Source organism: Roseimicrobium gellanilyticum (genome assembly GCF_003315205.1).
GTDB lineage: Bacteria > Verrucomicrobiota > Verrucomicrobiia > Verrucomicrobiales > Verrucomicrobiaceae > Roseimicrobium > Roseimicrobium gellanilyticum.
The window spans coordinates 154,796-180,996 of record NZ_QNRR01000003.1; the positions used below are offsets into that span (position 1 = coordinate 154,796).

At 59.5% G+C, this 26,201-nt stretch carries 25 protein-coding genes and 1 tRNA gene; 11 read left to right on the forward strand and 15 right to left on the reverse strand.

The genetic code is table 11. The annotated features are described in order from the left end of the window. Window position 1 precedes the first annotated feature (1 nt). Complete coding sequence (locus DES53_RS10645) at window positions 2-697, forward strand: SGNH/GDSL hydrolase family protein (RefSeq protein ID WP_113958250.1); 696 nt, start codon at window positions 2-4, stop codon at window positions 695-697. A 29-nt stretch (window positions 698-726) separates the two neighbouring features. Here the strand turns inward: DES53_RS10645 and DES53_RS10650 are convergent, their stop codons facing one another. Then, entirely contained in the window at window positions 727-1,299 is a 573-nt protein-coding gene (locus DES53_RS10650) for a hypothetical protein (RefSeq protein ID WP_113958251.1), read from the reverse strand. Window positions 1,300-1,415: 116 nt separating this feature from the next. After that, window positions 1,416-2,270 carry an aspartyl/asparaginyl beta-hydroxylase domain-containing protein gene (locus DES53_RS10655; protein WP_113958252.1) on the reverse strand — a complete coding sequence of 285 codons (855 nt, stop codon included), beginning with the start codon at window positions 2,268-2,270 and terminating at the stop codon, window positions 1,416-1,418. 128 nt (window positions 2,271-2,398) lie between these two features. On the opposite strand from DES53_RS10655, the gene DES53_RS10660 reads away from it, so the two are divergent. Next, window positions 2,399-2,472 (forward strand) — tRNA-Gly (locus DES53_RS10660). Window positions 2,473-2,574: 102 nt separating this feature from the next. Here DES53_RS10660 and DES53_RS10665 read toward each other — a convergent pair. From DES53_RS10665 to cdaA, 9 genes are all read right to left on the reverse strand, one after another. Beyond that, entirely contained in the window at window positions 2,575-3,720 is a 1,146-nt protein-coding gene (locus DES53_RS10665; protein WP_113958253.1) for a hypothetical protein, read from the reverse strand. Between the two features lie 92 nt (window positions 3,721-3,812). Further along, a complete protein-coding gene (locus tag DES53_RS10670) occupies window positions 3,813-4,712 on the reverse strand; it encodes a sugar phosphate isomerase/epimerase family protein (protein WP_113958254.1) in 900 nt (299 codons plus the stop codon). A gap of 133 nt (window positions 4,713-4,845) precedes the next feature. Beyond that, window positions 4,846-5,493 (reverse strand): DUF2959 family protein, encoded by a 648-nt coding sequence (locus DES53_RS10675; protein ID WP_113958255.1) that lies wholly within the window; start codon window positions 5,491-5,493, stop codon window positions 4,846-4,848. A 34-nt stretch (window positions 5,494-5,527) separates the two neighbouring features. After that, the gene (locus DES53_RS10680; protein ID WP_113958256.1) at window positions 5,528-6,043 is read right to left on the reverse strand and encodes a hypothetical protein; all 516 of its coding nucleotides are present in this window, start codon (window positions 6,041-6,043) and stop codon (window positions 5,528-5,530) included. An 82-nt stretch (window positions 6,044-6,125) separates the two neighbouring features. After that, window positions 6,126-8,783 carry a carbohydrate binding domain-containing protein gene (locus tag DES53_RS10685; protein ID WP_113958257.1) on the reverse strand — a complete coding sequence of 886 codons (2,658 nt, stop codon included), beginning with the start codon at window positions 8,781-8,783 and terminating at the stop codon, window positions 6,126-6,128. Window positions 8,784-8,994: 211 nt separating this feature from the next. Beyond that, window positions 8,995-10,368, reverse strand: a complete 1,374-nt coding sequence (glmM, locus tag DES53_RS10690) for a phosphoglucosamine mutase (RefSeq protein WP_113958258.1) — start codon at window positions 10,366-10,368, stop codon at window positions 8,995-8,997. A 117-nt stretch (window positions 10,369-10,485) separates the two neighbouring features. Further along, window positions 10,486-10,782, reverse strand: coding sequence for a YciI family protein (locus tag DES53_RS10695; RefSeq protein WP_113958259.1), 297 nt, complete (start codon window positions 10,780-10,782; stop codon window positions 10,486-10,488). Between the two features lie 46 nt (window positions 10,783-10,828). Continuing rightward, a complete protein-coding gene (locus DES53_RS33850; RefSeq protein ID WP_281270145.1) occupies window positions 10,829-10,957 on the reverse strand; it encodes a hypothetical protein in 129 nt (42 codons plus the stop codon). Between the two features lie 10 nt (window positions 10,958-10,967). After that, window positions 10,968-11,744, reverse strand: coding sequence for a diadenylate cyclase CdaA (gene cdaA, locus DES53_RS10700; protein ID WP_170157007.1), 777 nt, complete (start codon window positions 11,742-11,744; stop codon window positions 10,968-10,970). Between the two features lie 196 nt (window positions 11,745-11,940). Between cdaA and DES53_RS10705 the strand changes: the two genes are divergently transcribed. The 4 genes from DES53_RS10705 to DES53_RS10720 all read left to right on the forward strand — a co-directional run bounded on the left by DES53_RS10705 (window position 11,941) and on the right by DES53_RS10720 (window position 13,674). Beyond that, the gene (locus DES53_RS10705; protein ID WP_147263334.1) at window positions 11,941-12,300 is read left to right on the forward strand and encodes a hypothetical protein; all 360 of its coding nucleotides are present in this window, start codon (window positions 11,941-11,943) and stop codon (window positions 12,298-12,300) included. A gap of 123 nt (window positions 12,301-12,423) precedes the next feature. Continuing rightward, the gene (locus DES53_RS32920) at window positions 12,424-12,633 is read left to right on the forward strand and encodes a hypothetical protein (RefSeq protein WP_170157008.1); all 210 of its coding nucleotides are present in this window, start codon (window positions 12,424-12,426) and stop codon (window positions 12,631-12,633) included. 25 nt (window positions 12,634-12,658) lie between these two features. Further along, window positions 12,659-13,210, forward strand: a complete 552-nt coding sequence (locus tag DES53_RS10715) for a histidine phosphatase family protein (RefSeq protein WP_113958263.1) — start codon at window positions 12,659-12,661, stop codon at window positions 13,208-13,210. 113 nt (window positions 13,211-13,323) lie between these two features. Next, entirely contained in the window at window positions 13,324-13,674 is a 351-nt protein-coding gene (locus DES53_RS10720; protein WP_170157009.1) for a hypothetical protein, read from the forward strand. Between the two features lie 114 nt (window positions 13,675-13,788). Here DES53_RS10720 and DES53_RS10725 read toward each other — a convergent pair whose 3' ends face one another. Both DES53_RS10725 and DES53_RS10730 read right to left on the reverse strand, forming a co-directional pair. Then, window positions 13,789-16,488, reverse strand: a complete 2,700-nt coding sequence (locus DES53_RS10725) for a carboxypeptidase regulatory-like domain-containing protein (protein WP_170157010.1) — start codon at window positions 16,486-16,488, stop codon at window positions 13,789-13,791. A gap of 146 nt (window positions 16,489-16,634) precedes the next feature. Further along, entirely contained in the window at window positions 16,635-17,654 is a 1,020-nt protein-coding gene (locus DES53_RS10730) for an SdiA-regulated/phytase-like domain-containing protein (protein WP_113958266.1), read from the reverse strand. A 378-nt stretch (window positions 17,655-18,032) separates the two neighbouring features. Between DES53_RS10730 and DES53_RS10735 the strand changes: the two genes are divergently transcribed. Both DES53_RS10735 and DES53_RS10740 read left to right on the forward strand, forming a co-directional pair. Beyond that, window positions 18,033-18,449, forward strand: coding sequence for an Hsp20/alpha crystallin family protein (locus tag DES53_RS10735; protein ID WP_170157011.1), 417 nt, complete (start codon window positions 18,033-18,035; stop codon window positions 18,447-18,449). 128 nt (window positions 18,450-18,577) lie between these two features. Beyond that, entirely contained in the window at window positions 18,578-18,964 is a 387-nt protein-coding gene (locus tag DES53_RS10740) for an Hsp20/alpha crystallin family protein (RefSeq protein ID WP_113958268.1), read from the forward strand. Between the two features lie 106 nt (window positions 18,965-19,070). On the opposite strand, the gene DES53_RS10745 is transcribed toward DES53_RS10740, so the two are convergent. Continuing rightward, complete coding sequence (locus DES53_RS10745) at window positions 19,071-19,874, reverse strand: TerC family protein (RefSeq protein WP_113958269.1); 804 nt, start codon at window positions 19,872-19,874, stop codon at window positions 19,071-19,073. A 212-nt stretch (window positions 19,875-20,086) separates the two neighbouring features. On the opposite strand from DES53_RS10745, the gene recD2 reads away from it, so the two are divergent. Both recD2 and DES53_RS10760 read left to right on the forward strand, forming a co-directional pair. Continuing rightward, window positions 20,087-22,261 (forward strand): SF1B family DNA helicase RecD2, encoded by a 2,175-nt coding sequence (gene recD2, locus DES53_RS10750; RefSeq protein WP_245958135.1) that lies wholly within the window; start codon window positions 20,087-20,089, stop codon window positions 22,259-22,261. Between the two features lie 340 nt (window positions 22,262-22,601). After that, window positions 22,602-23,141 (forward strand): chlorite dismutase family protein, encoded by a 540-nt coding sequence (locus DES53_RS10760; protein WP_245958136.1) that lies wholly within the window; start codon window positions 22,602-22,604, stop codon window positions 23,139-23,141. A gap of 39 nt (window positions 23,142-23,180) precedes the next feature. Here DES53_RS10760 and DES53_RS10765 read toward each other — a convergent pair whose 3' ends face one another. Continuing rightward, the gene (locus DES53_RS10765) at window positions 23,181-23,582 is read right to left on the reverse strand and encodes a rhodanese-like domain-containing protein (RefSeq protein ID WP_113958273.1); all 402 of its coding nucleotides are present in this window, start codon (window positions 23,580-23,582) and stop codon (window positions 23,181-23,183) included. 239 nt (window positions 23,583-23,821) lie between these two features. Here DES53_RS10765 and DES53_RS10770 point away from each other — a divergent pair, with 239 nt between their 5' ends. After that, the gene (locus DES53_RS10770) at window positions 23,822-26,188 is read left to right on the forward strand and encodes a tetratricopeptide repeat protein (protein WP_170157012.1); all 2,367 of its coding nucleotides are present in this window, start codon (window positions 23,822-23,824) and stop codon (window positions 26,186-26,188) included. Window positions 26,189-26,201: the final 13 nt, after the last annotated feature.

The window sequence follows — 26,201 nt, forward strand, 5'->3', positions numbered from 1 at the left end:
CATGAGACGCCGCACCCTTCTCCGCTCCTCCCTGGTCCTTGCAGCCACATGCACCCTGGGCCTTTGCTCTGCATCCGCTGCCGATACTTCAGCCAAGAAGCGCGTGCTCATCTTGGGGGACTCCATCTCCATCGGCTACACCCCTTTTGTGCAGAAGATGCTGGCGGATGAGATGGTGGTGCTGCGCCCCATGCGCGGCGACAAACCGGAGAACTGCAGTGGCACTACCTCCGGTGTAGCGAACATTGACCGCTGGCTGCAAATCGACGGCGGGAAGTGGGACGTGATCCATTTCAACTGGGGCCTGCATGACCTCAAGCATGTGAAGCCCGATGGCAAGACCTCCGACCTGGCTACAGACCCGCCGCAAGCCACGGTGGAGGTGTATGAAAAGAACCTGCGCGAGATCGTAGCCAAGCTGAAGGCCACAGGCGCGAAGCTCATCTTCTGCACCACCACACCGGTGCCGGAGGGCAGCATGAAAGTTTATCGCACCGATGCAGACGCGGTGAAATATAATGCGGCCGCCCTGCAGGTGATGAAGGAGAATGGCATCGCCGTGAATGATCTCTATGCCTTCGCCAAGCCGCAGCTTCAGAAGATCCAAATACAACCGGCAAACGTGCACTTCACGAAAGAAGGCTCCGAGGTGCTGGCTGGTGAAGTCGTGAAAGCCGTGCGTGCCGCGGTGAAGTAGGTCTCCACGGCAACCGCTCTCCCTCCCCCTTAACCGGGCACCTGTGTTTGGGTCTCCTGCAACCTGCACCAAGCCTTCATCTTATCGCGTGAGAGGAAGATGATCATCACGATGCAAAACACGACCCAGATGAACAAGAAGGCATAGGTCAGCACGTTGGTGATTTTGAGGATGGTGTCTCCCACCTCGGCAGGAGCGCCGCTCTTGCTCATTTCCTTCTGCATCTCTGCTGCGGTCGCAGGCTGCACATACTTGGTCGTCACCCACAACCCCAGCGGCGTGCTGAGGATCGTGACCGCAGCCCAGGTGATGCCGAGCATGCGCCCCCAGTTCCGGGACTTCATGAGACCGATGCCGGCAACAATGGCCACCACTCCCAAGAATCCATTGAGCACCAGGCTCGCATAGTGGATCGCAGCATAGGTGGCGTCCTGGTCCAGCAACCGAAGGGCCGGATTCTGCTCTCGCATGGCCGGGATGGCGAGCATGACTCCGTTCATCATCAATCCCAGCACATAAAATATCCCCAGGATGAGCAGCCCCACCCCCAGCAGCATGAAAGTCTTCGGCTTCTTCAGGGGGAGTGAAGGCGGTGTCTGCATAGCGTAAACAGGAGCAGAGGGTCGCGCCAGTGTCACGTAAAATGGTGCTCACCATGCTGACCCCACTGCAAAGCGGGGGCTGATACAAGCCCAAGAGGCTGCATGTCGTCCCACTTCTACTTCTTCTTGCCACCCCACATCTTCTTTTCCCAAGCCTTCTGCTTGCCCTTTACCTCGCGCAGGAAGGGGGCCAGGGGGGCGAGATTCATGACGGCGGAGTTGAGCCAGCTCAGCGGCCATTTCAGAGGACGTTCGAAGTCGACGAAGAGAACCACGCGGTAGCCAGCAGTGTCATTCCACACTTCATGATTCCAAGTGTCATCGAAGATGAGGACTTTCCCCTCTTCCCAAGTGCAAGTCTGGTTTGCGATACGAATGCGGCAGTTCTCACGCGGCTCCGGCACCAGCAGGCCGAGATGCATACGCAGGATGCCGGTCCAGGCACCGCGATGGGATGGGATGTGCTTCCGGGGGGAAAGGATGGAAAAGAAGGCCGTGGTCACGCCAGGAAGCTTCTCAAGCACCTTCATCGTTTCCGGGCAGCGAGCTGCATTCTCTTCACAATCCATGCCCACCGCCTTGAGGAAAAAGGTCTTCCACTGGTCATCTGTCTGGATGGCGCCCACTTCCTTCATGATGTCCTGGAAGCTGGGCATGGAGTCACGGTACTGCATCACATTGTCCAGCTCAGCGCGCACCTTCTTCCAATCCGCCTCGACCTCCGGGATCCAGTCGAAATGCTCATTGCTGTAGATCGGCGGATCACCCAGTGGTGAGAATCGCGCCACCACGTCTTCAATCCAGTCCTGCAGGTCCTCGAGTTTCTTGGCCCAGCCTCCGGTGGCAGGCTTGATGCGGTGGGTTCTGTCATACGCCTTCAGCGGCAGTTTCCCGAGCGCATGGTCCGTGGTGGGAGGCGGGAGCGGAGCAGGTACTTGAGCCGCGGGGGAGGCGGAAGCAGGAGCGGACATGGCAGGGGGCGTGGACGTGCGAGTGCTTACGTGTGTGACGGAGACTTTGACGAAGACTCGTTGACATTTGCGACGGAAACGTCACCATCGCAAGCATCCAGTGCGACTGAGGCTGGGCGCCAATAAAGGCGGGTGTAGTTCAATGGTAGAACACGAGCTTCCCAAGCTTGATACGTCAGTTCGATTCTGATCACCCGCTCCAGCTTCAATTTGAGGTGGATACAATGCTCCCGCCCGCTTAGGGTCAACGTCGAGCCCACATCGCCACACCACAGCTCGCGAAGTTTTTTGCGGGGGCCCAAGGCTACATGCGTCTGCCACCTCCCAATTGCGACTCTGAGCTTGAGCGCTTTAGTTTGCTGCCTGTGGAGGGGCCGTCTTCCCCGAGTCCTTCCGATGAGCCGCCCTGTTTGTATTTTCCCAATCCCAATACGGCCCCTACGGAGGCACTTCGAGCTCTGGTCGGAGCATCCGGCACGTCAGGGGTATCGGGCCGAGGTGAGTCCGGCATTGGCGGCAGATTCTCCGGTGTACGTAGCGGGACCTCGACCGAGCTGGTCGAGTCGACAGAGTCCGAACGGGCACGTGCGCCTGCGGAACCTACTCCTGTCGGTGCCATCGCCAGCTTCTCGGCTTCTGTGGTGGAAATCACCACGCCATCTCCGCGCAGCAGCAGTGTGGAGGAGGTCCGCCCTTCCTTGCTGAAGTCACGCACCTGGGTGATGCCAGCTTCACTCAGTTGATCATGCAGGCTCTCCAGATGGCTCATGTTTACGCCCTTGGCACTTCCCGGCATCAAGGTCACCTGGAGTTCGCTGGCCTTGATGCCTGCGTCCATGGTCTGCATGGCTTCCAGCGCATCCTGGATGGTGATCTTCCCCTGGTAGACGTGCATGACCGCGCCGACTCCGGTCTTGGGGTCGTACAAGCTCACTCCGGTACAGCTCGCGAGGGCTGAGGTGGCCACGGCATCGTTCTTGCCGAGCCTGGCCACAGCCACCTCGTCCATATCCGCATGGCCTACCACCTTTGGAGGCAATTCCTCCGAGTATTCCTCCAGCCGGATATCGGCGTCGCGATCCATCCGAGCCGCTTCCTTCTGGTACTGCTCCTCCCGGGCGTCATAGGCCTCGAGATTGCTGGCCTCCATTTCCGCCCTCAGCTTCAGCGATGATTCCAACCTCGTCTCCGCTTTGGCCAAACAGGCATCCACGCCATCGCGCCACCCTTCCGTGGTCTTCGGCACGGTTGCATCTCCGTACATCATCTCGGACTGCCATGCCGCCAATTCGTCCTTCACCATGGACTCGGTTTGCAACCGCTGCATCGGGGTAAGTTTCAAAGTCCCAAGGCGAGCATCAATGCGCTCCTTCATCATATCCACCACCGCCTTGTTCTTCTCGTAGTCGAGCTCCAGCGCCTCCGCAATATCATCGAGATCCATGGCCATGACTCATGCTAAGAATGCCCGCCGGATTGTAAACCCCAATCCCTCCATTCCATGCATTGATGCAACAAATGCACCTTTATTCAACCCAATCCTTATCCTGCGCGATGATGCGCACGCATCCATTTGAGATATCCGCTGGCGCAGGCATCCAGATTCTTGAGCGTGCCGCCACCACGCAAGGGTGAGCACATCTCATAAACCGCAGTACCACCAAAGCCTCCATCATACAGACCCTGAAAGAAGGCGTGATAGTCGATGAAGCCAGTGCCGAAGGGAACAGCGCGCACCCAGTCGGTGGACTGGCGCTCGTAGTTCACCAACTCCGGACGATAGCGATGACGGGGGACCTTGATGTAGTCCGCATTGGTCGTGATTAGAGTCCGCGGAGCTGCCATTCGCGCAGCTTCATAGAGGGATTCACCACGCAGGGCGGGTGACCAGGCATCGAAGCCCAGTCCGCAATTGGGCCGGTCGATATCCGCCAGCAGTTCCAGCAACGCTTCCGTGTGGAGAGCGATGTCATGATGATTCTGGACGGCAATGGATACACCATGAGGTGCAGCGCGGTCGCACATTTCCCGGATGGCGGTGACGCAATGCTTCCACTGCGCCTGCAGGTCCTGTCCTTCCACCTCATATGCCGTGAAGATGCGGACCACCTTGGCCCCGACTTTCGCTGCGATGCGAGCCAGAGATTCGACATACGCGATCTGGAACTCGAGATGCGGAACCTCGCAGCCCACGCCGGTGGGCTGCGAGAGATTCGTGTAGGCGGCGATGACATCGCAGCGCACCTGCGCCGCAGCAAGAGTTTCACAGACGCCCTCCAGGAGTTCCGGAGTTGCGTCCAGTGACGAGAGATGCGGGCGCTTCCCCGCAATCATCACCGCTGGATAGCCAAGCTCGCCTGCATGCCGGATGAATTGCTCAAGACTCAGGGCATCCTGCCCCCAGAATCCGGCATAGCTGATGGAGAAGAGGCAAGGTGTCATAGGAGGAACAGCGAGGTCTGTTGGCATGTTTCCTACGATGCTCTGCGGTGCGAGCTTGCGAGAGAAGCGTTCCAGAACACCCGGGCACACCCCCACCCGGTAACAACGGAAGTCACCGCGCCTTGCCGATGCCTCAGTTCATGGCCTTCACAAACGCGTCCGCTTCTGCAATTGCACGATTCATCCGCTCGAGCAGGGCCTGGATGTCCCCTTGGATGGCATCCGCCTTGCCACGCAGAGCGCCCAGGGCTTCGGCATTGAGGTTGTGCTTCAGGTAGAGAGTGTGGTCGCGCAGCTTGTCCAGAACAGGGGGCATGGCGTTGTAGGAGTTGTGCAAGGCACTGGAGAGCTCGGCAAATCTCGCCTTGGTCTCGGTGAGCTTTGCCTGGCTGGAGCCCGCGAGTGAGGCATCACTCATGATACCGATTTCCTTCTGCCATTCCTTGAAGAGATCCGAGGCCACACGGTCCATCTCATCAATGCGGTGCTTCACGATCTTGGTGGCAGCGTCGCAGGCAAGATATTCCACGTTCAGCTTGTCATACGCCTTCTCTAGATTGCTCCCACTACGCCCATAGACCGCCTGGAGTTGCTGCAGGGCATCGCGATACTCACCCCCAGCTTCTTTCTGTTTGGCTTTCGCATGCTTCACCGCTCGGACAAGCAGGTCGCGCTTTTCAAAGCCGATCTTCTCCATCGCGCCGTAGTAGATGGTGCGGCAGGAGGTGAGAACGGTGACGATCGCAAGGACGATGGCAACATGGCGGGAAGTAAAGGTCATGACTTGAAGAGTAAGTTTGGTCCTTGGGTGACTGCTACGATTTATCCCTGCCCACAATGATCACATAAGCAGTGACCCGGCCATCGGGCACGGCGGCGACCCGCTTTGATGGCGGTTCGGGAAGGCCAACATAGTCGCGTGAAGAAATGAAGATCGCGTGCTCATCCATGCGGTATCCCACGCCCAGTCTTTTGCAGACAGCGTAGAGCAACTCCTCCAAGGTCATGTCCTTCTCGCGTATGGTAATGCGTGACTGGAGTTGTGCCTCCGTCAGCCTGCTCCTATCCAGGACAAAGCTCAGGTTGACCCTTCGACCGCAATCAATCTTGGAAGTGAATTGCCAGAAGTTATCGATGAGTGCTTCAAAGGTGATGTCCTCAAATTGCACCGTGGGAAAGGGAGCATGCCGGATGGTGTTCACCGAGTATTCTTGATCCGAGACAGGCTGATCCGCTCGCGCCGGAGTCGGGGATAACAACAGTGCCAACGCGCACGCGAGCAAGCTCTGGTTCGCGAGGCTATTTTTCCACAGGGTGTTCATGGCAGCCATGGTAGCAAGGGATGAGGAAGCATACATCCAGAAGTCGATTCTGTACCAGCACGGAAATCGCGCGCTGAAGCTGTGGGTGACTTCATTCCCTCTCCGCCACCCACCACACAGTGCTAGCTTCGGGGGACATGGGGAACTCATTGCTCTTTGAGGAGACCACCTTCGTTGGCTGCCCATCGGGTCCAACGGCGCTGACTTTCCAATTCGTCTTTTCACCACCAGGCAGGAAGACCTTGCCTTCGAAGCCCAGGACGAGAGAGGGGGCTTTGCCCCATTGGTTGCCCACGGTCTTGCGGTCAGCGCGCCAGCCCATGCCTTCATTCTCGGCACGGCGAAGAGCCATGCAGAGGAGCTTCTTGGACTTTTCCAGTGGCTTGCCATCCATGGTGATGAGTCCCCACACGCCGAAGCCATCGCCAGCCAGCGGGGCGACATTCACGGAGCAGGGACCGAGCTTGTGGGTCTTCGCGCCGAGACTGCCGGTGGCGAATACCACGTGCGGTGAGATCACGGTGGCAATCTTGTCCACAGCACCCCATTTGATTTCACCGTTCTCCGAGACAGCAGGAACACTCTTCTCTGCTGCGTTCTTCAGTGCAGGTGCGGCACTCCCCTCCTCCACGATGCGCACGGCGGTCTGCCTTTTCAGGGAGAGTGAACCGTCGTTGTTCACCTTTTCATAGAAGCGGCGCCAGTTCGCCCAGACTCCGCCTTTGTTCTCCGCGATGTCATCCAACAGCGAAGCGGCGGAGAGCGTAAGAATGGCGCGTTGCTTGCCCGCATCGACCGCTCCGGTGCGGAAGAGGAGCGCGGCGAAGGGAATACCTGCACGCTTGCCGGGATGCGCCTGGAAGTTGAAGTAGCTGTGGAAATGATCTGCCGTGAAGTCTTCGCGGCCATGGGCAAAGGTGTAGAGCGTGATGCCAGACCAGCCCTGGTGGGCAGCCACGGCAGCCACCAAGGGGAGACCTTCCGCGAGGGAATCAATAGGAGCGGGAATGTCCCACTCCGTGAGGGCAAAGGGCTTGCCCTCTGCACGCTGCACGGCGAGTTCAGAGAGAACCCCTCCGACCGGATTCTGAGAAAGGACTTCCTGATTCACCTCCCAGTTCTTCGGATCCCATTGGCCTCCGGGGAAGGAGGGATGGTGCCAGTAGGCGTTTGCGTTCACCACATCACTCACGATGGCCTCGCGACGCACCCCCAGGAGCGCACCAAAGAAGATGTGAGAGTGTGATACAAGACACTTCACCTTCAAATCCTCCTTCAAGAAGCGATGCATCTCTTTCGCATAAGCCAGCTCCTTGTCCGCGAGGAATTCAAAATACTCGCGTTGCACGGCTTTGTTCGCGTTTTCATCAGGCAGAGGAATGTTCCCCTTCGCAAGGCTGGCGTCCTCGGGCAGAAAGCCGTCGGTATACGCATCCAACTTCACATCGGTGAATTCAAACCAGCCCGTGTTCTGGTTCGGACCGAAGGCGAGATTCACCTTCCCGAGTTGAGAGTCCTTGGCAGTGAAGATGTAGGTATAGTCTTTCCATTCCGGTCCCACGTTGATCAGGGTCCACAGACCGGCCATGGCATAGGGAGCCACGGATTGCTGGGTACTGGAGTAGATCTTTGCCTCCTTTTCCGCACGAGCGCGAAAACGGAAGCGGTAGGTTTTGCCAGGTTCCGTCTGGAGCCCGGCCCAGAGGAGTTGCGTGTGCCAGTTCGCAGAACCCGCCTTGGTCGCGGTGATGCGTGCGCCTTTGCCATCAGAGGCGGGTGAGAGCTTCGCCTCCGCACCGCCCTGGTTATCGAGCCACCACCCCTTGGCATTCTCCGCGAAGGTGGGGTTGCCGATGAGGTTCGGCCCATCGTCCTTCATGCGCGTGCCCCACTTCGTGCGGAGGCTGGCGTCGTCCTTGCCATGCTTCTTCGCGAGCGATTCGTTCCATTGCTTCAGCACGGAGTCATGTACCGGGCCCTTCACCTTGGCAGGCCACCACGCATTGAAGAGCAGGGTGTTTTCATTGTTCACTTCCACGATGGCCACTGCCGGGTCGTCGCGATAGGCGAGCCCGGTGTGCGGGTTCACATGCAAGAGCAGGTCGCGCGCATATTGCTTCAGTGCATCGACGTACGGTGGATAGATGTTATCGATGCCCTTGCTCATGTCCGGAGCGCCGGGGGGCTGGTCCTCGTACTTGCGACCGACGTGGAGATTGAGGTTCGCGTAGATGCCGCGCTTCTTGAGCTCTGCGAAGAAGAAGTCGAGTCGTGCGAGCGGTTCCTCGTTAAGGCCGGCTTTGCCATCCTTGCGTACGAGTTGGGTGCCGCTCCAGTTCGCGTCCATGAAGTGGAAGCGCACGAGATTGATGCCGCACTTGGCGAAGTGCCCCGCGAGCTTCACGGCTTCCTCTTCGGTAGGGAAACAGGATGCGGCGGTGAGGTTCGTGCCAAAGTAGCGCCACGGAGTGCCGCGATCATCCACGAGAGTCTCACCCTTGGTCTTGATGAAGCCGTGCTTGCCTGCGGGTGCCTCGTTCAGGAAGGAGAGGTCGAGCAGGGCGGGTGCATCATCGAAGGCAGAGATGTGGAAGGGAAACCAGCCTGGCGCACCTGAGGCGGGCTTTTCCATCACGGGCTGGGGCTGGGTCTGTGCACGCGTGCCTGTGAGTGGCAGTAAAGTGCAGGCGGCGAGCGCGGCGAGTCTCAGAGGAAGGGACGACGACGGCGGAAAGGCGGCTGGGCGCATGGCTGCATTGTGTGCAGAAATGTGGGAGCGAGGCGAGCGCAAATGGTGGTCCGTACACTCCGTGTGCGGTCGGGATGACTCGAATCCACAAAGGGGCGCCACTGGCTCGTCTGCCAGTTTTCAAGCTCTCTGCCCACTACTACAGAGGGAAGTGACTACACTGGAGACCACGCGCGGCTGACCGCACACGGAGTGTGCGGACCACCATGGGCTACTCCCCGATCTGCGCCTTGATGGCTTCGGCGATGCGCTCCGCTTGCGACTCGATGTACTCGGGGTCGCGACCTTCGATGAGGAGACGGATGAGGGACTCGGTGCCGGAGTAGCGCAGGAGCACGCGGCCGAGGCTCGCGAGTTTTTTTTCCGTCTCTTTTACAAGGAGCTGTGCGGCCACGAGTTCTTCGACCGGGGGTTTCGACTTCACCCGGAGGTTGCGTTTGGCCTGGGGGAAGGGACTCAACACCTTGCGCAGCTCGCTCAGCGGTTCGCCGGTCTCCACCATGATCTTCAACACCTGCAGTGCGGCGATGAGTCCATCCCCCGTGGTGGTGTGATCAAAGAAAACGATGTGTCCGCTTTCCTCCGCACCGAAGTTCAACCCATGCTGGCGCATAGCGGCGATGACGTAGCGGTCGCCCACATCCGTACGGATGACCTTGCCCTTGAGACCAGTCACAAGCTCATCAAGGCCGAAGTTGCTCATCGTGGTCACGGCCACGGTGCTCTCGCGCAGGGTGCCCTTACGCAGCATGGAGGCGACGACGATGGCGATGTACTCGTCTCCACTCAGTGCGGAGCCGGTTTCATCCACCAACACCACGCGGTCGGCATCACCATCGTGAGCCACGCCGACATAGGCGCCGGTTTGCTTGCACAGCGCTTCGATGTACTCCGGATGGGTGCAGCCGCAGTCGCGATTGATATTCACGCCATCAGGTGACGAGTGGAAGACCTCCACCTCCGCGCCAAGGCGCTTGAGCGTTTCCGTGGTGGTGACGTAAGCGGCGCCGTTCGCGTTATCCAGCGCGATCTTCATGCCATCCAGGCGACGGTTGTGCATGGTGGCCACGGCATGCGCAATGAAGCGTTCCGGTGCATTGTCCATGCGTGAGACCCGGCCGATGCTGGTGGCGGGAGCGCGCTGGCTGAGCACATCGTCATTCTCAAACGCGGCCTCAATCATCAGTTCCTGCGCGTCCGTGAGCTTGTGCCCGCCTCCGTCCACAAACTTCACGCCATTGTCCTTGTAAGGATTGTGCGAGGCGGAAACGATCGCTCCCATGGCGGCCTTTTCCTGGCGGGCAATCAGCGCCACGGCCGGGGTGGGTACCACGCCACACAACACGACGTCCACGCCCATGGAGGTGAGCCCTGCGGTGAGTGCGGTTTCAATCATGTCTCCCGAGAGCCGGGTATCGCGACCCACGATGCACTTTGGCCGGATGCCCGCCTTCTCCGCCTCCATTGCCAGCACCTTCGCGGCAGCCTGACCGAGACGCATCACAAACTCGGGCGTCATCGGGTGGGAGTTCGCCACACCGCGGATGCCGTCCGTGCCAAAATATTTCCTCTTCGCTGAAGCCATGAGGGCGCGGTTTTACCCCGAAAAGGGCGGCAAGTCAAAGACCGGTGCGACGGCGAGCGGCAGGATGGTGCAACAGTAGTGCCTACACAGGCGCTCCTCATCGCGTCTTCCCGTCACTTACCGAGACACCAGCATGGGCATGAGGTCGATTTTTGAGGAAAATCCCTTTCCGGAGAGGATTGCGGGGTCATTTGCCACCAGCGGCTCGGGTGACTCGTCTTCTGGGAGTTGCAGAATAGCGATGCCGAAGGCCCCTTCCACAGCAGCCACGGGTCCATAAGCAACGACGAGTCCCTTCTGCATGAGATCCGCCCAATAGGCTACGTGGGCCTGCATCACCTCCTGTTCCTCGGGAGTCATGTCCATCATGAACGTCGGTCGCGGGGGCAGCAGCCGGAAGAGGTAGTTCGTCATGGCCGGCAAACGACGCAGGAACGGAACCCGGTCAAGACCCAGAGAATCAATCGGTCCGGAAGCTCGGTAGCCCCTGCTGAATCGGGCGACGGTCCGTGCGAGCCTGGTCGTTCACCACGTACCAGAGCAGGAAGGCAAGGACCAGGGACACCAGCTTGGCCTCCCAGTCATTCACGATCCATCCCTTAAGCCGAGGACCGAGCTTCCTCAGCCTTTCCAGATTCGGATTCGTTGCGGGTGTTGTCGTCCTCGCCATAGACCAAGATGCGTTGCAGCCGCTCGCGCAGCTCATCGGGTTCCAGATTGTGCTCCAGCTTTCCCTTGTGGCAAAGGGAAAGCGCGCCGGTTTCCTCGCTCACCACGAGCGCCACGGCATCTGTCTCTTCCGTGATGCCCAGCCCGGCGCGGTGCCGCAGGCCAATGCTGCGATCCGGCAGATCCTTCTGGCTCACAGGAAACACACAACCCGCCGCGACGATGCGACCTTGATCCACCACCATACCGCCATCATGCAGCGGCGTTTTGGGATGGAAAATGGTGCCAATGAGCTCGGTGGAGATTTTCGCGTCCAAGGACACCCCGCTCTCCGCAAAGGGCTTCAGCTCGATGCCACGCTGGATGGCAAAGAGCGCCCCGCAACGGCGATGGGAGAGCTGCACCATGGCCTCGATGAGGTTATCCAGACTGGCCTCCTCGGAGCCATTGAAAGAAAAGAACCGGTGGCTGCCCAGCTCCGCCAGCAGGCGGCGCAGTTCCGGCTGGAAAATTACGACCAGCGCGATGGCGAAGAAGGTGACAAAGCCCTTCAACAGCCACGTGATGACCTCCAGCTTCAAAAGCTGCGACACCAGCGCCAGCCCCAGAAGCAGCACCAGCAGGCCAGTGAGGATGCGCGCGCCACGGGTGGCCCGCAGGAAGCGGTAACCCTGGTACAGCAGCACCGCCAGGAGGAGGATCTCCACGGCATGATTCCAGTGCTTCTGTACAAACTCCCACATCACACCCTATTGCTAGCCTGTGTCTGGAGGAAGGGCAAGTGGCTGAAGGTTTTCCCTCACACCTTCAGGTGGTGGAAAGGGGTAAAGCCACCTGCCTGAAGTCGGATTCAACTTGCGGCCTCACCCCGGCACGATCGAAGATGACCAGCCCGACGCGCCCATGAAATCCCCTAACAGAGGCACCCAACTCGGAACAGCCGGATTCATCGCGCTGGCGCTCCTTCTCGGCTCGAGCCTCATTTTCGTCGGCGCGGTCTACAGGAAGGTGCAGGCGAATCGCGCCATGTTGGACGAATTCGAAGGCTTCATCAACTACGGCACTCCCATCCAGGTGACGGACCCGAGCGTGCTGGGCACGCCTGCGAACCTGGTAATCACGGAGTCACGCGTCGAGCGGCCGGTCTTCTCAACGCGTACCAATTGGACGCGGTTGAGGTTCTGGTACGAAGAGTGGGCGTACGCCACGCGAGAGGTGATCTCCGACATGGTCCGGACATCCCGTCCAAAGGACAAACCCTGAGGGGTCACCCGTTGAAGTCAATTCATGGAGACAGGAGTTCATCCACGAGATCCTCGCACCAGGCAGTTCCTGGCAGCGGCAGCGGGCATTGGCATTCTCCTGGCAGTGCACGTCGCTTCATTCGTGATCGCACTCCAGACCTTCGCTCTCGTCTCCAGAGGCCATCTTTTGTGGGCGTGTGTACTGCTGCCCTTGATGACACTTGGCGTCGCGATCACCCTCAAGGCGCAGGGCCGATGGCACTGGGGACAGTTGATTTTTGTCATTCTGGCAGCGTTGCTGTTCAGCTTCCTTCACCTCCTCATCTGTGGAATCCTCAGCGCTTCCGTTTAGCACTCCTCAGTCAGTTCACGTTTGCATGTCTCCAGTCCGTATCGGTCTCATCCGCCACTTCGAAGTGAAACATCCCTTCCCCACCGGCTGGATGACGTGGAATGATCTGGCAGCCTGGCGTGAAGTGTATGAGAGGACGGAGGTGACCCCGAATCCCATCGACCTGGGCGGCATCGCCTGGAGCCGTTGTATTTCCAGTGATCTGCCACGCGCCTACACCACTGCAAAGGCGGCATTCACTGGAGACATCCTGCAATTGTCCGAACTTCGCGAGCCGCAACTGGATGCCTTCCGCACCGGCAATCTCAAGCTGCCGTACCCTCTTTGGAAATGGGTCCTGCGCCTCGCGTGGATGACCTCCCACTCGTCCCAACGAAACGCCAAACTCTCTTTCATGGCCAAAGTGAAGCAGGTCACCGAGACCGTGCTCACCCACGTGCAGGAGGACACTCTCATCGTGAGCCACGCTGGCGTGATGATGTTCCTGCGCAAGGAACTCGTGAAACTCGGCTTTGCTGGGCCGGGCTTCAAGATTGCGGAGAATGGGAAGCTGTATGTGTTTGAGAGGAGGGGATAGTCTCCCACTCTTGAACAGATCGGAGCGCTGGGTGCATCGACTTCCGAGCAAGCGCCATCGAATTTATCGATGCGACAATCAAGTTCGCGAGAGCCATGCTCCGCAACATCCCCATGCTCCTCCGCCGCATCATTCCACTGTTCGCCATACTGCTATGTGGTCTTTGGCTATTGGCGGCCTACTGCCTTGTCCCGGACCGATATGGATACAACGTTGTGGCTGCCATTCTTGGAGTGGAGGTGCTGATTCTGATTTTCGCCATCATCTGCGTCATCTTCAGCGCCCATCGACGGCTTTCATGGTCACTTACGCTGAGCCTGCTTTCAGTTGCGCCGCTACACTATTGGGGAGCTGGCGTAAATGCACCGGTATGCGACCTATTGTTTCTTCCTCCCCTTGGTGCGATTTTGGCTGCCAGCATCTGGTCCTTCGTCACGGCACATATGCATCGTACTGCCGTATGATTCTCAAAAGGGCTGAATCATGCTGCACGAGCAGGCATGAGCGCGGAGTCGGATATCCTGTGGAGTTGTGAACAACCAGCGTAGAAGGCTTCTGGAGGAACCTTCTACATTCACTCACTTCCCAACCAGCCCCAGCGCCACCTTTCCCGCCGCTTCGAAATCGTGCCCTTTGGAGACGATCTTCCCAAAGGCATCAATGACGATGTAGGTGGGAATGCCGCGCACGTCATAGTCACGACCCGCAGTGGAGTTCTCGCCTCGCAAGGCCACGGGGAAGTTGTAGGTGGGATGCTTTGCGAGGAATTCCTTCACCTCCTGCTCAGGGTAGAAGGACGTGGTAGCGACGATTTCAATCCCCTTGTCCCGATGTGTTTCCCAGAACTTCTGCACCTTGGGGAAGGCGGCAATGCACGGAGCACACTGGATGCCCCAGAAGTCGAGGATTCGCACCTTGCCCCTGCCGTGAGCCGCCAGAGGTTCGCAATTCACCCACGTGGTAAACTCCACCTGAGGGGCGGCCTTGCCGATGAGATCCACAGGATCGAGAGGATAGGCTGGCGTTTCCTCCATCTTGCCCGGCAGGGCGATTTTCACGTCCTTCATGCCGGTCTTGATCCGCACTTCCCTCTCCACCTTTTGCCCACTGCCATTGAGCGTTTCGGCTTTCAGGGTAAACCACCCATTCACGATGCCGGAGAGTTTGAATCGACCCTCCTTGTCCGTTGCCGTCTTCCGACCGCGTTCGAAGGATTCCACCTTGGCCGCGGGCACCGGATTTCCGGCTGCATCCACCACCATACCGCTCACCTCGCCATCGGCAGCTGGAAAGGTCAGCTTCACCTCAGCGTCTCCCCCCTTGACCCACTCGCCCACTTCCGACGTGGACTCCTCCTTCTCAAGGGTGGCACGCAGATGCACGTATCCTTTGGCCAGGCCCTCAATGCGGAATTGTCCCCGCTCATCTGTGCGAGCCTGGGTACTGCGCTGACCCTCGCCAGTCGCATACACCTGTATCCCCTCCACCGGCTTTCCAGCGGAGTCCATGAGCACTCCCGCCACAAATGTGTTTGCCTTCTTCAAGGCGAACTTCAGTTCCGTGGTGCCTGTCTTCTTCACCGTCTGGCTGCGCAAAGCGCCATTGCCAAGGCCTTCCGCCTTGCAGAAAAAAGTGGCGCTTTTTTCGCGGGCCCAAAAGCGCGGGAATTCGAATCTCCCCGCGGCATCGCTCTTCACGTTCCTCACCACGGGTCCGGAGTAGGAAACGGGTTCAGGAAGGTACCAGCTGACTTCCGCTCCCGCCACCGGCTTGCCATCCTCATCCACCACGGTTCCGACCACCTTGCCCCAATTCTCGCGGAGTTGCAGCGTCAGGGTCTGCCCCGGGACCACCAGCATGATGTCAGACATCGTCCTGGCATCATAGGCGAGCACAGCTTCCTGCGTGGCGCCCTTCTCCCGGGTGAACGAGAACTCTCCCGATTTATCCGTCATCACAGTGGCAGGGAAATGCCTGCCTCCATGTCCCAGCATGAAAACCTGCGCATGCTCCACCGGTTTGCCTTCCTCATTCACCACGACACCCATGATGTGGTCCTCGGGCTTCACAGGCTGGAGCTTGAAGGCGACCGTTTTGCGCTCGCCGCCCTTCAACTCGACGGACAGGATATCTCCGCCTCCCGGGGGATGGTAACCCTTTCCCGGATAACGCATGGATCGGTAGTAGAGATCGTGCTTTCCAGCGGCGAGGCGAAACTTCAGTGGTTCCTCAATCACCTTGCCAGTCTCCGCGTCCAGCACCTCACCGGTGACATACGCTGCCTCCGTCGCCACCAGGTCTCCCAGGTCGGTGACCTTGCCAGCGCTGACGGTCACGCCTTCCTTCTCCGCGCCTATCCACCGCCGAAAATAGGGTGGCTCGGTGTCATAGTGAAGCGTGTAGGTCGATGGAGGAATGCTGGAGATGGTGAACTCGCCCTGGTCATTGGCCTTCACTTCATCACCGTGCGCGGTCACATAACGCCCCTGACTCACGCCCTCAATGATCGAGACCATGCTTCCGCTGGCAGGCGTGCCATCCGGGAGAAGGATGCGGCCTCGGATGGAACCCGGCTCCGTGAGTCGCAGGGTGGGCTGCGAACCATCCATCTTGATCTGCGAGGCGATCTCGTACCGACCAGGGAATTGTGCCCAGCGCGAGTCTCCATGTTTCAGATGCACCGAAGCGCCTTGCGGAAGCCGGGAAATGCGCAACCTCCCCTGGGCATCGGTGCGGGCTCGCCAGAAATGGTCTGGCAACTGGCTCGTCTCGACATAAAGGTCCGGTATCGGAAGGTTCCCTGTCTTTCTAGGAATCATCACGGTGCGGACCCAACACTCCAGGTCAGCCGCGGGTTTACCATCAGGGGTGAGGACGGTGGCCTGGAGTTCCGACGCTGGCACGATCGAGATCGAATGTTTTTCCGGTGAAGGCAGAGGTGGGTTGTGGGTCACCATGCCAAAACCGCAGCCCTGCTCCCCCGCATCCACCACCAAGGCAGCATAGAAATACTTCCAGTGACCTGGCGGCGTGTAAGACGTGCGGAAGGAGCCTTGCGGATCCGTCGTACCCTGCGCGATGATGGGCGCATCCAGAAGGCGATCCCGCATGGGAAAGCAGTCCACATACACCTTCGCACCAGGCACCGGTTTTCCTTCTACGGAGAGGACTTCACAGACAATGGGCACAGGTGCGGCCTTTGTATCTCCCGCTTCTTGCGCTGGCAGAGATGCCATCACCAATCCACAGGCAGTGAAGATCACGCGGTGTATTCTCATGGGCGACATCACAACAGTTTTTTCCGCACGCTGCAAGAGTTCCCGAGATTCGGAAGGGATGAGGAATGATGCCGGACTGAATGAAGCCGGTAGCAGCCTCAGATAGCGACACCAGTAGTCCGCAGGCTCTTACCCAAGTCAGCTGCTCATTTACGACTCCGCGCAGCAATCGCTGGTGTCATGAGCACCAGATTGCCCGCCGTCTCCTTCTGATCCAGTGCGATGATGGCCTGCCCTTTTGGTGTGAAGGCGAGCCCCTCAGGCTTGCCATCCACACCATCGAGCTCCCAAACGGCAACACACGAGGCCTCATCGCTGTCAGGGGACAAGGTGTCGATGCGGGCCACAGTGCGGGACTTGTCACTGAGCAGATAAAGATTCCCATCCGGGCCTGTCTCGAGGTCGCTGAAATCTTCACACGCATCAGCGAGCAAACCATCCGGCTCCCAGACGGCCAGCGCCACATATTCATGATCGCCGGTCGTCACCTCCCAGCGGACGCCATTGTGCAACAAGCCACCTTTTGTCACGCCGAGTGGCGCTTCGCCAGGGGGGCCGAATTCAATCAGTGCCGCGGGCTTTTTCTCCTTAGCCACGAGCAGGTGTCCATTCGGCAAAAGCACTGCGCCCTCGCCACATGATCCGTCGGAGTTCCATTCTTTGGCGACCTTCCTGAAGTCCTCACCCACCGACAACTCAAACGATGCGACCACAGTAGCATCTCCGCCATGGAGGTCGACCAACTCAGCTCGCGCAGGCCACTCCTGCAACAGCAACACCCTCCCGGTACCATCCGTGCAGATGGCCTCGATCTGCGGATCGCTGGCGGGAATCTTCGAACCTGGCAACGCAGCGATATCGAGGTATTCCCACTCCAGCTTCTGTGTTTGCTTGCGGTTCAAGCGTACCCTGGCCAATCGCGCATGCCGGTCACCGATGGCCATGAGCCACATCTGTTCCTTGGAGCCACGACTGAGACAGATGCCGGAAACTTCGTGCAGATCCACGCTCTCCTGGCGCTCCACGGTCAGGGTACCGCGTTCACGTCCTTGCTTCCCGGCCTGCTTTTTCGCTTTCTTCTTGTCGGACTTCTTCTTTCCCGGCTTCTTCCCGTGGGCGGTCTTGTTGCCCTTCACCTTCTTTTTGGTCGCCGGCTTCTTCTTCATAAGACTGGGGAGGGAAGATGACGTTGCTGCGTGGGCTGCGGGTGCAGTGCCGGACGGCAGGAGCATGGGCTCGCGGCTTTTTTCCACGCACAGCGTGACAGCTTCGCGAGGGCTCTACAAGGCAAGAGACATGCCAAGGTGGAGACCGCGCAGGGAAGCGACAGCAAAGAAACGAGTCATATTGACACACGCTCCGCGCGCCACTCCAAGCCAGTATGCGTCACTTTATCTCACATTCAAGAACAACCAACACGATTCAATTCTTTATAAATCGTTCGTTACAAGCCGAAAATGCGGTTGTCGTCGCCTTTGGCATGTCCAATGCGTCCCTATGAGGTGTACACCACTCGATCCAAATCAACAATGCGATTTACCGCCATGAAACTTACGAACTACAATCCCTTCGGCCTCACTCGTGCGGACCTCAATGACTGGTTCCAGCACCCGCTGGCAGGCTTCCCGTCCCTGTCCCGATTCTTCAGCATGGATTCCCCGCTGGGGCGCCTCGCGGCTGATGTCCATGAGGACAAGGACAACTTCTACGCCTCCTTTGAGGTGCCCGGTGTGAAGAAGGAGGACGTGAAGGTCGAGCTCAACGACCGCCTCCTGAGTGTCACCGTGACCAAGAAGGACAAGAGTGGCGAGCAGGAGTCCAGCTACACCTCCACCCGGTCCATCTCGGTGCCGGAAAGCGTGAAGGCAGACGCCATCTCCGCGAAAATCGAGGACGGCATCCTGACGGTCACCCTGCCCAAGGGCGAGGACCGCAAGGGGCGCAGCATCGAGATCGCATAGGCATCGTCCATGCCCGATACCTGACTGGGGAGGCGCCGTACACCGGCTCTTCCCGGCCAGGAAGCTCATCGAACCTTTCCGACTTTGTCATCATTCCACCCTTCCAACATTCCATTCAAAACCCATCCATGAATACCTGCACTACTTCCGCCTGCGCTCCCGCCACCACCAGCTCGACTCCGGCTACGGAGCATCTTGTGAAACCCCGCTATGACGTACGCTCCAGCAAGGACGCGTACGAAGTGCGAGTCGAGCTACCTGGCGTGCGCAAAGGCGACGTGAAACTCGACTTCGAGCGCGGACTTCTCACTCTGAAAGCCCAGCGCCAGAGCACCGCCCAAGAAGGCTGGCAGACGCTCCACCGTGAGCTCAACCGCCTGAACTATGGGCTCCAGCTCCGCGTGAACGCCCCTGTCGACCAGGTCGCCTTCACCGCCAAGCTTGAGGATGGCGTGCTCACCGTGACGCTGCCCGTCAAGGAAGCTGCCAAGCCCCGCACCATCGAGATCGGCTGACCCCAAGAAAAGAATAGAAACCCCGGTCCCCCGCCCCGCGGCATGCAAATGCCGCGGGCTTTTTGCGTTGATGCGGTGGGCTCGGATGGAGAAGCCTTCTATGAAGTTACTTCGCTGCGTTTGCTGCCTTCATCGCCTCACGCTTCTTCGCCCTCTTGCTAGCCACGCGGATGTTCAGGATCTCCACGAAGACCGAGAAGGCCATGGCGAAGTAGATGTAGTTCTTCAGGTGGAGGTCGTGCGCCTTCTCAGTGGCCAGACCTTCGATCATCAGCATCACACCAATAAGGATGAGGAAGCTGAGCGCCAGCATCTTCACGGTGGGGTGCTTGTTGATGAAATCGCTCACCGACCCGGCGAAGACCATCATGAAGATGACCGCAATGACCACGGCAATAATCATGACCATGATGCTCTGCGCCATGCCGGCCGCGGTAATCACGGAGTCCAGGGAGAAAACAATGTCCAGCATGGTGATCTGCACCAGGATGGGTCCCAGAGCAGCGTGCTTCGGCGCGCTGGCTTCCACATCACCTTCGGGGTCACCTTCAATCTTGTGGTGGATTTCCTTCGTCGCCTTGAAGAGGAGGAACAAGCCGCCAAAGATGAGGATGAGATCCTTCCCGGAGAAGCCGTGACCCATGATCGTGAAGAGGTCATTCTTCAGGGACATCACCCACGTGATGGAGAAGAGGAGCAGGATGCGCATGATCATGGCCAGCGCCAGACCAATGAAACGCGCCTTGGGCTGCTGCTCCTTGGGCAGCTTGTCCACCAGGATGCTGATGAAGACGATGTTGTCGATTCCCAGCACCACCTCCATCACTGTGAGGGTAAGAAGTGCGATCCACGCCTCCGGCTGGTTGATCCAAGAGGTGTCAAAAGCGCTGAGAGCAGCAAGCAGTTCCATGGCGGCCGAGAGTAGCGAGGCTGCGCCGCTGGGCAACGAAATATAAGCGTCCCTACCCGCGCATCCGCGCCACCCATGACTGCTGGAGCAGACCGGCGAGAGCTACTCGCCGCAATTTGGGATCAAGGGGACCGGCTCACCCGCAGCAGTCTGCCTCATGCCTTGCGCGACGGACCCTCCCGCGCCTATGTCTTGTCATGCCCCGTCCTCCCATGTCACCTGACTCCCGCGCCACCCTGCGAGGGGTGGTGGAGCGCGTGACGTTTCACACGGAGGAAACCGGCTACTGCATCCTGAAGGTGCGCCCCGAAAAGGGAGGCGGGGGCGAACTCGTGACCGTGCTGGGCAACACCCCACGCGTAGTACCCGGAGAGGAAATTGAGGCCCGCGGTGCCTGGGTGCAAAACGCGGAGTACGGCCGCCAATTCAAAGCTGAGCACATGAAGCTGGCGCGGCCCAAATCTCTCGACGGCCTCGTGCACTACCTCGGCAGCGGGCTCATTGAAGGCATCGGCTCGAAGTACGCGAAACGCATCGTGGACAAATTCGGCACGGAAGTCTTCGACATCATTGAGAACACTTCCGCGCGGCTGCAGGAGGTGGAGGGCATCGGCAAGAAGCGTCGCACAGAGATTCGTGACTCGTGGATGAAGCAAAAGGCGGTGCACAGCATCATGGTCTTCCTCCATGAGCAGGGCATCAGCACCTCTCGCGCCCTGCGCATCTACAAGACCTACGGGGAGGAGGCGGTGCAGGTGCTGCAGCAGAATCCCTACCGGCTCGCGGCAGACATCCACGGAGTGGGATTCAAGACGGCGGACAGCATCGCTGCGCAAATGGGCATGGCGAAGGATGCACCCCCGCGCATCCGCGCCGGCATTCTCTATGCGCTGGATGAGGCCTCTGGCTCCGGACACACCTGCCTGCCACGACCTCTCCTGCTGGAGAATGCCGCAAAGATGCTCGATGCTGCACTGGAGCTGGTAGAGCTGCAACTCGAAGGCCTGCTCGCCGCTGCGGAAGTGGTGCAAGAACACATCGGGGGTGAAGAGCGCGTGTTCCTGGCCACACTGCACCACGCGGAGAAGAGGGTAGCCATGCGTTTGCGCACGCTGCTGGAGCGCCCCGCAACTCATCCACCGATGGATGAAGACAAGGCCATCGCCTGGTGCCAGCAGAAGACCGGGCTGGCACTCGCGGAGAGCCAGCAGCGCGCGGTGAAAGAGGCTCTGCGACAGCGGATGCTCATCATCACCGGCGGCCCGGGCGTGGGGAAGACGACGATCGTAAATACGGTGCTCACCATCCTGCGCGCCAAGAAGGTGCGCACGGTGCTAGCCGCACCCACGGGCCGCGCAGCGCAGCGCCTCGGCGAGAGCACCGGTCTGGAGGCACGCACGCTGCACCGCCTGCTGGAGTACCAGGGTGAAGGCGTCTGGGGTCGCAACCAGAACAAACGCCTCGATGGCGACCTCTTCGTCATCGACGAGTGCTCCATGGTGGACACGCAGCTCATGTCCCGCCTGCTGGATGCCCTGCCGGAGGAGGCGCATCTGTTGCTTGTGGGAGATGCAGACCAGCTCCCCAGCGTGGGTGCGGGTGCGGTGCTGCATGACTGCATCAGCAGTGATGTGGTGCCCGTGGTGAAGCTCACCGAAATTTTCCGCCAGGCTGCGCAGAGCCGCATCATCACCGCGGCGCACAGCATCAATCACGGTCTGATGCCAGACCTGAAACCTTCAGCGGAAGCGGACTTCTTCTTCCTGGAGCGCAACAGTGGCGAGGAGATTCAGCAGACCATCGTGCAGCTCATGAAAGAGCGCCTGCCCGCGCGGTATGGTTTCGACCCTGCGAAAGACATCCAGGTGCTATGCCCCATGAACCGCCAGCTTCTCGGCACACGCGCTTTTAACGAAGTGCTGCAGGATGCGCTGAATGCCGGACACGAGATGCAATTCGAAGTGGAGCGCTTCGGCATCAAATACCGAGCCGGTGACAAGGTCATCCAAACGCGAAACAACTACGACAAGGGTGTCTTCAATGGGGACATCGGTCACATCCGCACCGTCGAGAGCGAGCCGGTAAAAATCACTGTGGCGTTCGATGACCTGCTGGTGGAGTACGAGCCGGGTGAATTGGATGAGTTGCAACTCGCCTACGCCATCACCATCCACAAGTCGCAGGGCAGCGAGTTCCCGTGTGTGATCATTCCGCTTGCGATGGCACAGTTCATCATGCTGGAGCGCAGTTTGATTTACACTGCGGTCACGCGCGGACGGCGATTGGTAATCGTGGTGGGTGAGCAGAAGGCTCTCGGCACGGCGGTGCGCAATGGTGAGGGAAGAAGGAGATATACGGGATTAAGGGAGAGGCTGGGGAAGGGCTAGCTGTGACGGAGTAGTGGAATGATGAAAGGTTGGAATGTTGCGTGAATGAAGACGGCGGCCAGCAGGGGTGTCGTGCCGAGCGCGATGGCGCCAATAGCAAAGATCCGTCCTTGAAATGTCATCGCCACCACGAGCAGCAAGAGAGACAGGGGAACAACGAGGGCAAACCACAATACGCTGAAGGTGCGCAGGAGCGGAAGAGTGCTGGAAATGCGGTACGCACTGTGGGGGGGGGGGCTCAATGAACCCCTAGAGCAATGGCACGACATATGCAGCCTGGCAACTCATGCCCGTAGTGAATGCCCCAGGTCCATCGACCAATGACAGGCTCCACACCTTCATGGGCGGCGAGTCCGGCCCGTGGAAAATTCTTTCCTGCAATCCGGTGAAGGGTGAGAGCCTGCCCGCCGCCGGACGCCTATCCGTGGTACAAGGTGCGCCCCCAATCCTATCCAGCGAATCAACCTGGACGCTCCGCGGCGCGACCAGCAATGAACGCTACGTCACCCGGGAGGAGAAAAACCAACTGGTCGCCAGGCAGGTGGCTCTCGGCAGACCAGAGGCCAAGTACGCCGCCCTCATCCCCATACGGAAGAGTGCCGCATGGTGGGCCATGACCCAGGATGAGCGGCGCGCGGTGCTGGAAGATCGCTCACACCACATCCACACCGGATTGAAATACCTGCCCGGGGTCGCGAGACGGCTTCATCACTGTCGCGACCTCGCGGAGCAGGAACCCTTCGATTTCCTCACTTTCTTCGACTACCCCGAGACGGAAGTCACCGCCTTCGAAGATCTGGTCGCGACCCTGCGCGCCACGGAAGAATGGAAGTACGTGGATCGCGAAGTCGATGTGCGGCTGGTGTGGGATGACGCATGAGTCATTCCCCACCGGTCTTCTGAAAGGACAGCAGCGTGATCACTTCTCCACCGGTTTCCCTTCAGCCTTCCAGCCTTTCAACCCACCATCCAGGTGGTAGACATGCTGGAATCCGAGTTTCTCCAGCACTTCCAGAGACTTCGTGCTGCGGCCTCCACCCTGGCAATGCACGAGCACCGGTTTGGTCTTGTCCAGCTTCGCGGCTTCGCTTTCAAAGTTGTTTTCGGTGAAGTCGATGTTCTTGGCGCCCTTGATGTGGCCTTCTTTGTATTCATCGGCAGTGCGGACGTCGAGCACCTGCACCTTGCCTTCCTTGACGAGTTTCTCGGCTTCGCCGGCCTTCACATGAGTGGCTCCGTCGGAAGACTTCCTGTCTTCCCCGAGCACCGCACCGCAAAGCATGAGGGTGGAGATGATGAGGGAGGTGAGTTTGTGGGGCATGGTTTTTTGGGAGTAAGGGTAACGGAAACGGTTCGTTTATGCGGGTCCTCAAGGTTGCTGCGAAGATCTCCTTCTGATTGCGAGAATCACGGCCCGCGAGTTAATGTTACTGGCTCACCTCTCGCATGGGAAAGAAGAAACAGCGGCGCTCACCCAAAAACACCCCGGCGGAATCCCCTGAGATTGCGCCATCTTCCGCGTCTTCGTCTGTATATTCATCGCCGCCCCGTGATCCGGAAATGTCCACAAAGCGCCGAGGGCTCCCGGTGATGGCGTGGGTGGTGCTCGCCCTCGTGGTCGCCATCGGCGCAGGCTGGGTGCTGGCAAAACGGGAGAAAAAGGAATCGAAGGAGGGCGACGGAGTGGCCCATCAGCCCACTCCGTCCAACTCCCCCACCCCCGCTTCTTCCCAATCACCGCTGGAGATGGCGCTCGCTCCTCTCATGGAGCCTGAGGGGCAGGCCCACGCGGGCTATGCCGGCTCGGCGAGCTGCCGCGAGTGTCACCAGGAAATCTATGACCAGTGGATTGCCTCCAACCATGGCATGGCCGAGCGCCCGCTGAATGACAAGCTGGACAAGGAGGCCTTCGACCCGGCCCATGTCTTCACCCACGGGACACAAACCTCAGAGGCCTGCGTGCGCAATGGCAAGCCGGCGGTGAAGGCACTGGGCTTCGACAATCATGTGGAGACGTATTCCATTGAGCGTGTCATTGGCCACGACCCGCTACGACAATTCCTGGTCAAAGGACCCGGCAACCGGCTGCAAACGCTGGAGGCCACGTGGGACCCGCACAAGAAAGAATGGTTCAACGTATATGGAAACGAGGATCGCAAGCCCGGCGAGTGGGGGCACTGGACCGGACGCGGCATGGTGTGGAACACGATGTGCGCCAGTTGCCACAACACCCGCGTGCGGAAGAACTACGACGAGAAGACGGACACCTTCCACACGACCATGGCGGAGATGACAGTGAGCTGCGGCTCCTGTCACGGCCCCATGAAGGAACACGTGGAGTGGCGCAGGAAATATCCCGACAAGGCTCTTAAGGACCCCACCATCGTGAAGCACACGCCGGAGCAGAAGATTGAAACCTGCGCAACCTGCCACGCGCGGCGCACCGAGATCACCGGCGACTTCAAGCCAGGTGATTCCTTTTTCGACCACCACGTGCTCGCCATCGTGGATGAATCCAATCTCTTCTACCCGGACGGCCAGGTGTGGGACGAGGACTATGAATACAGCGCCTTTCGTGGAAGCAAGATGCACGCCGCGGGAGTGAAGTGCCTGGACTGCCACAATCCGCACACAGCGAAGGTATTCACCAAGGACAACTCCCTGTGCATGCGCTGCCACGTGGGGAATGTGCAGCCCTTCCCCAAGGCCCCGGCGATCAACATGCTCACGCACACCTTCCACCAGCTGGACAGTGCGGGCTCGCAGTGCATCAACTGCCACATGCCGCAGACCACATACATGCAACGGCACCCGCGACATGATCACGGATTCACCATCCCGGATCCGCTGCTCACGAAACAGTTCGGCATTCCCAACGCCTGCAATCGCTGCCACACGGACAAGGATGTCGACTGGTCCCTCGCTGCCGTAGAGAAGTGGTATGGCGACAAGATGAATCGCCCCGAGCGCCAGCGCACCCAAGTCATTGCCTCTGCGAAGCGTGGCGACCCTGCGGCTCGCAATGGCCTTCTGGCCCTCCTGGCCTCGGACAAGGAAAGCGGCTCGTGGAAAGGCACAGCCATTCGCATGCTCGATCCGTGGATGACGGATCCGGCAGTGTATCAAGCTGTGATGAAACAAGCGACGCATGCGGATCCTGTCGTCCGCACCGCCGTGGCTCGCGCGCTGGAGCCTCTGCTGCAGCAGGGCGGCCCACCCGAGGCACGCAGCACGCTTCACACGCTCCTGCAGGATCCCGTCCGCAGCGTCCGCACCACCGCTGCGTGGTCGCTGAAGTCCACACTCGATCTCTCCACCCAGCAGGGGAAGGAGCTGCTGCACATGCTGGATCACAATGCGGACATGCCCAGCGGCCAGATGCAGAAGGGCGCCTTCTGGTTCGCTCGCAACGAGCCCGAGCGCGGGCTGGAGCATTTCCTCAGGGCTGCGAAGTTTGACGGGGGGTCTGCCGGCATCCGCCATGAGCTCGCGGTGGCATACAGCCTCGTGGGCAAACCTCAGGATGCGCTTCGTGAATTGCAGGAAGCGATAAAGCTGGATCCACGTCAGGCGGAGTATCAGTTCAAACTCGCCCTCGCATGGAATGAATTGGGCGACATGGATCAAACCATCAAAGCATTGGAAGAAACCGTGAAGCTCGACCCGCGCCATCCGCGTGCCTGGTTCAATCTCGGTCTCGCGCGCAATGCGAAGAAGGACACCGCCGGAGCCATCGCCGCACTGCGCCAGGGTGAAGTGGTGAATCCCGCAGATCCCACCATCCCCTACGCCCGCGCCACCATCCATGCGCAACTCGGCCAGACGGAGGAAGCCCGGCAGGCCGCCATGCGAGCCTTGCAGATCCAGCCCAACTACACGGACGCACGCCAGCTGCTCATGATGCTGCAGCGTGGGCCGATGCGGTAGCGAAGCTCAATGT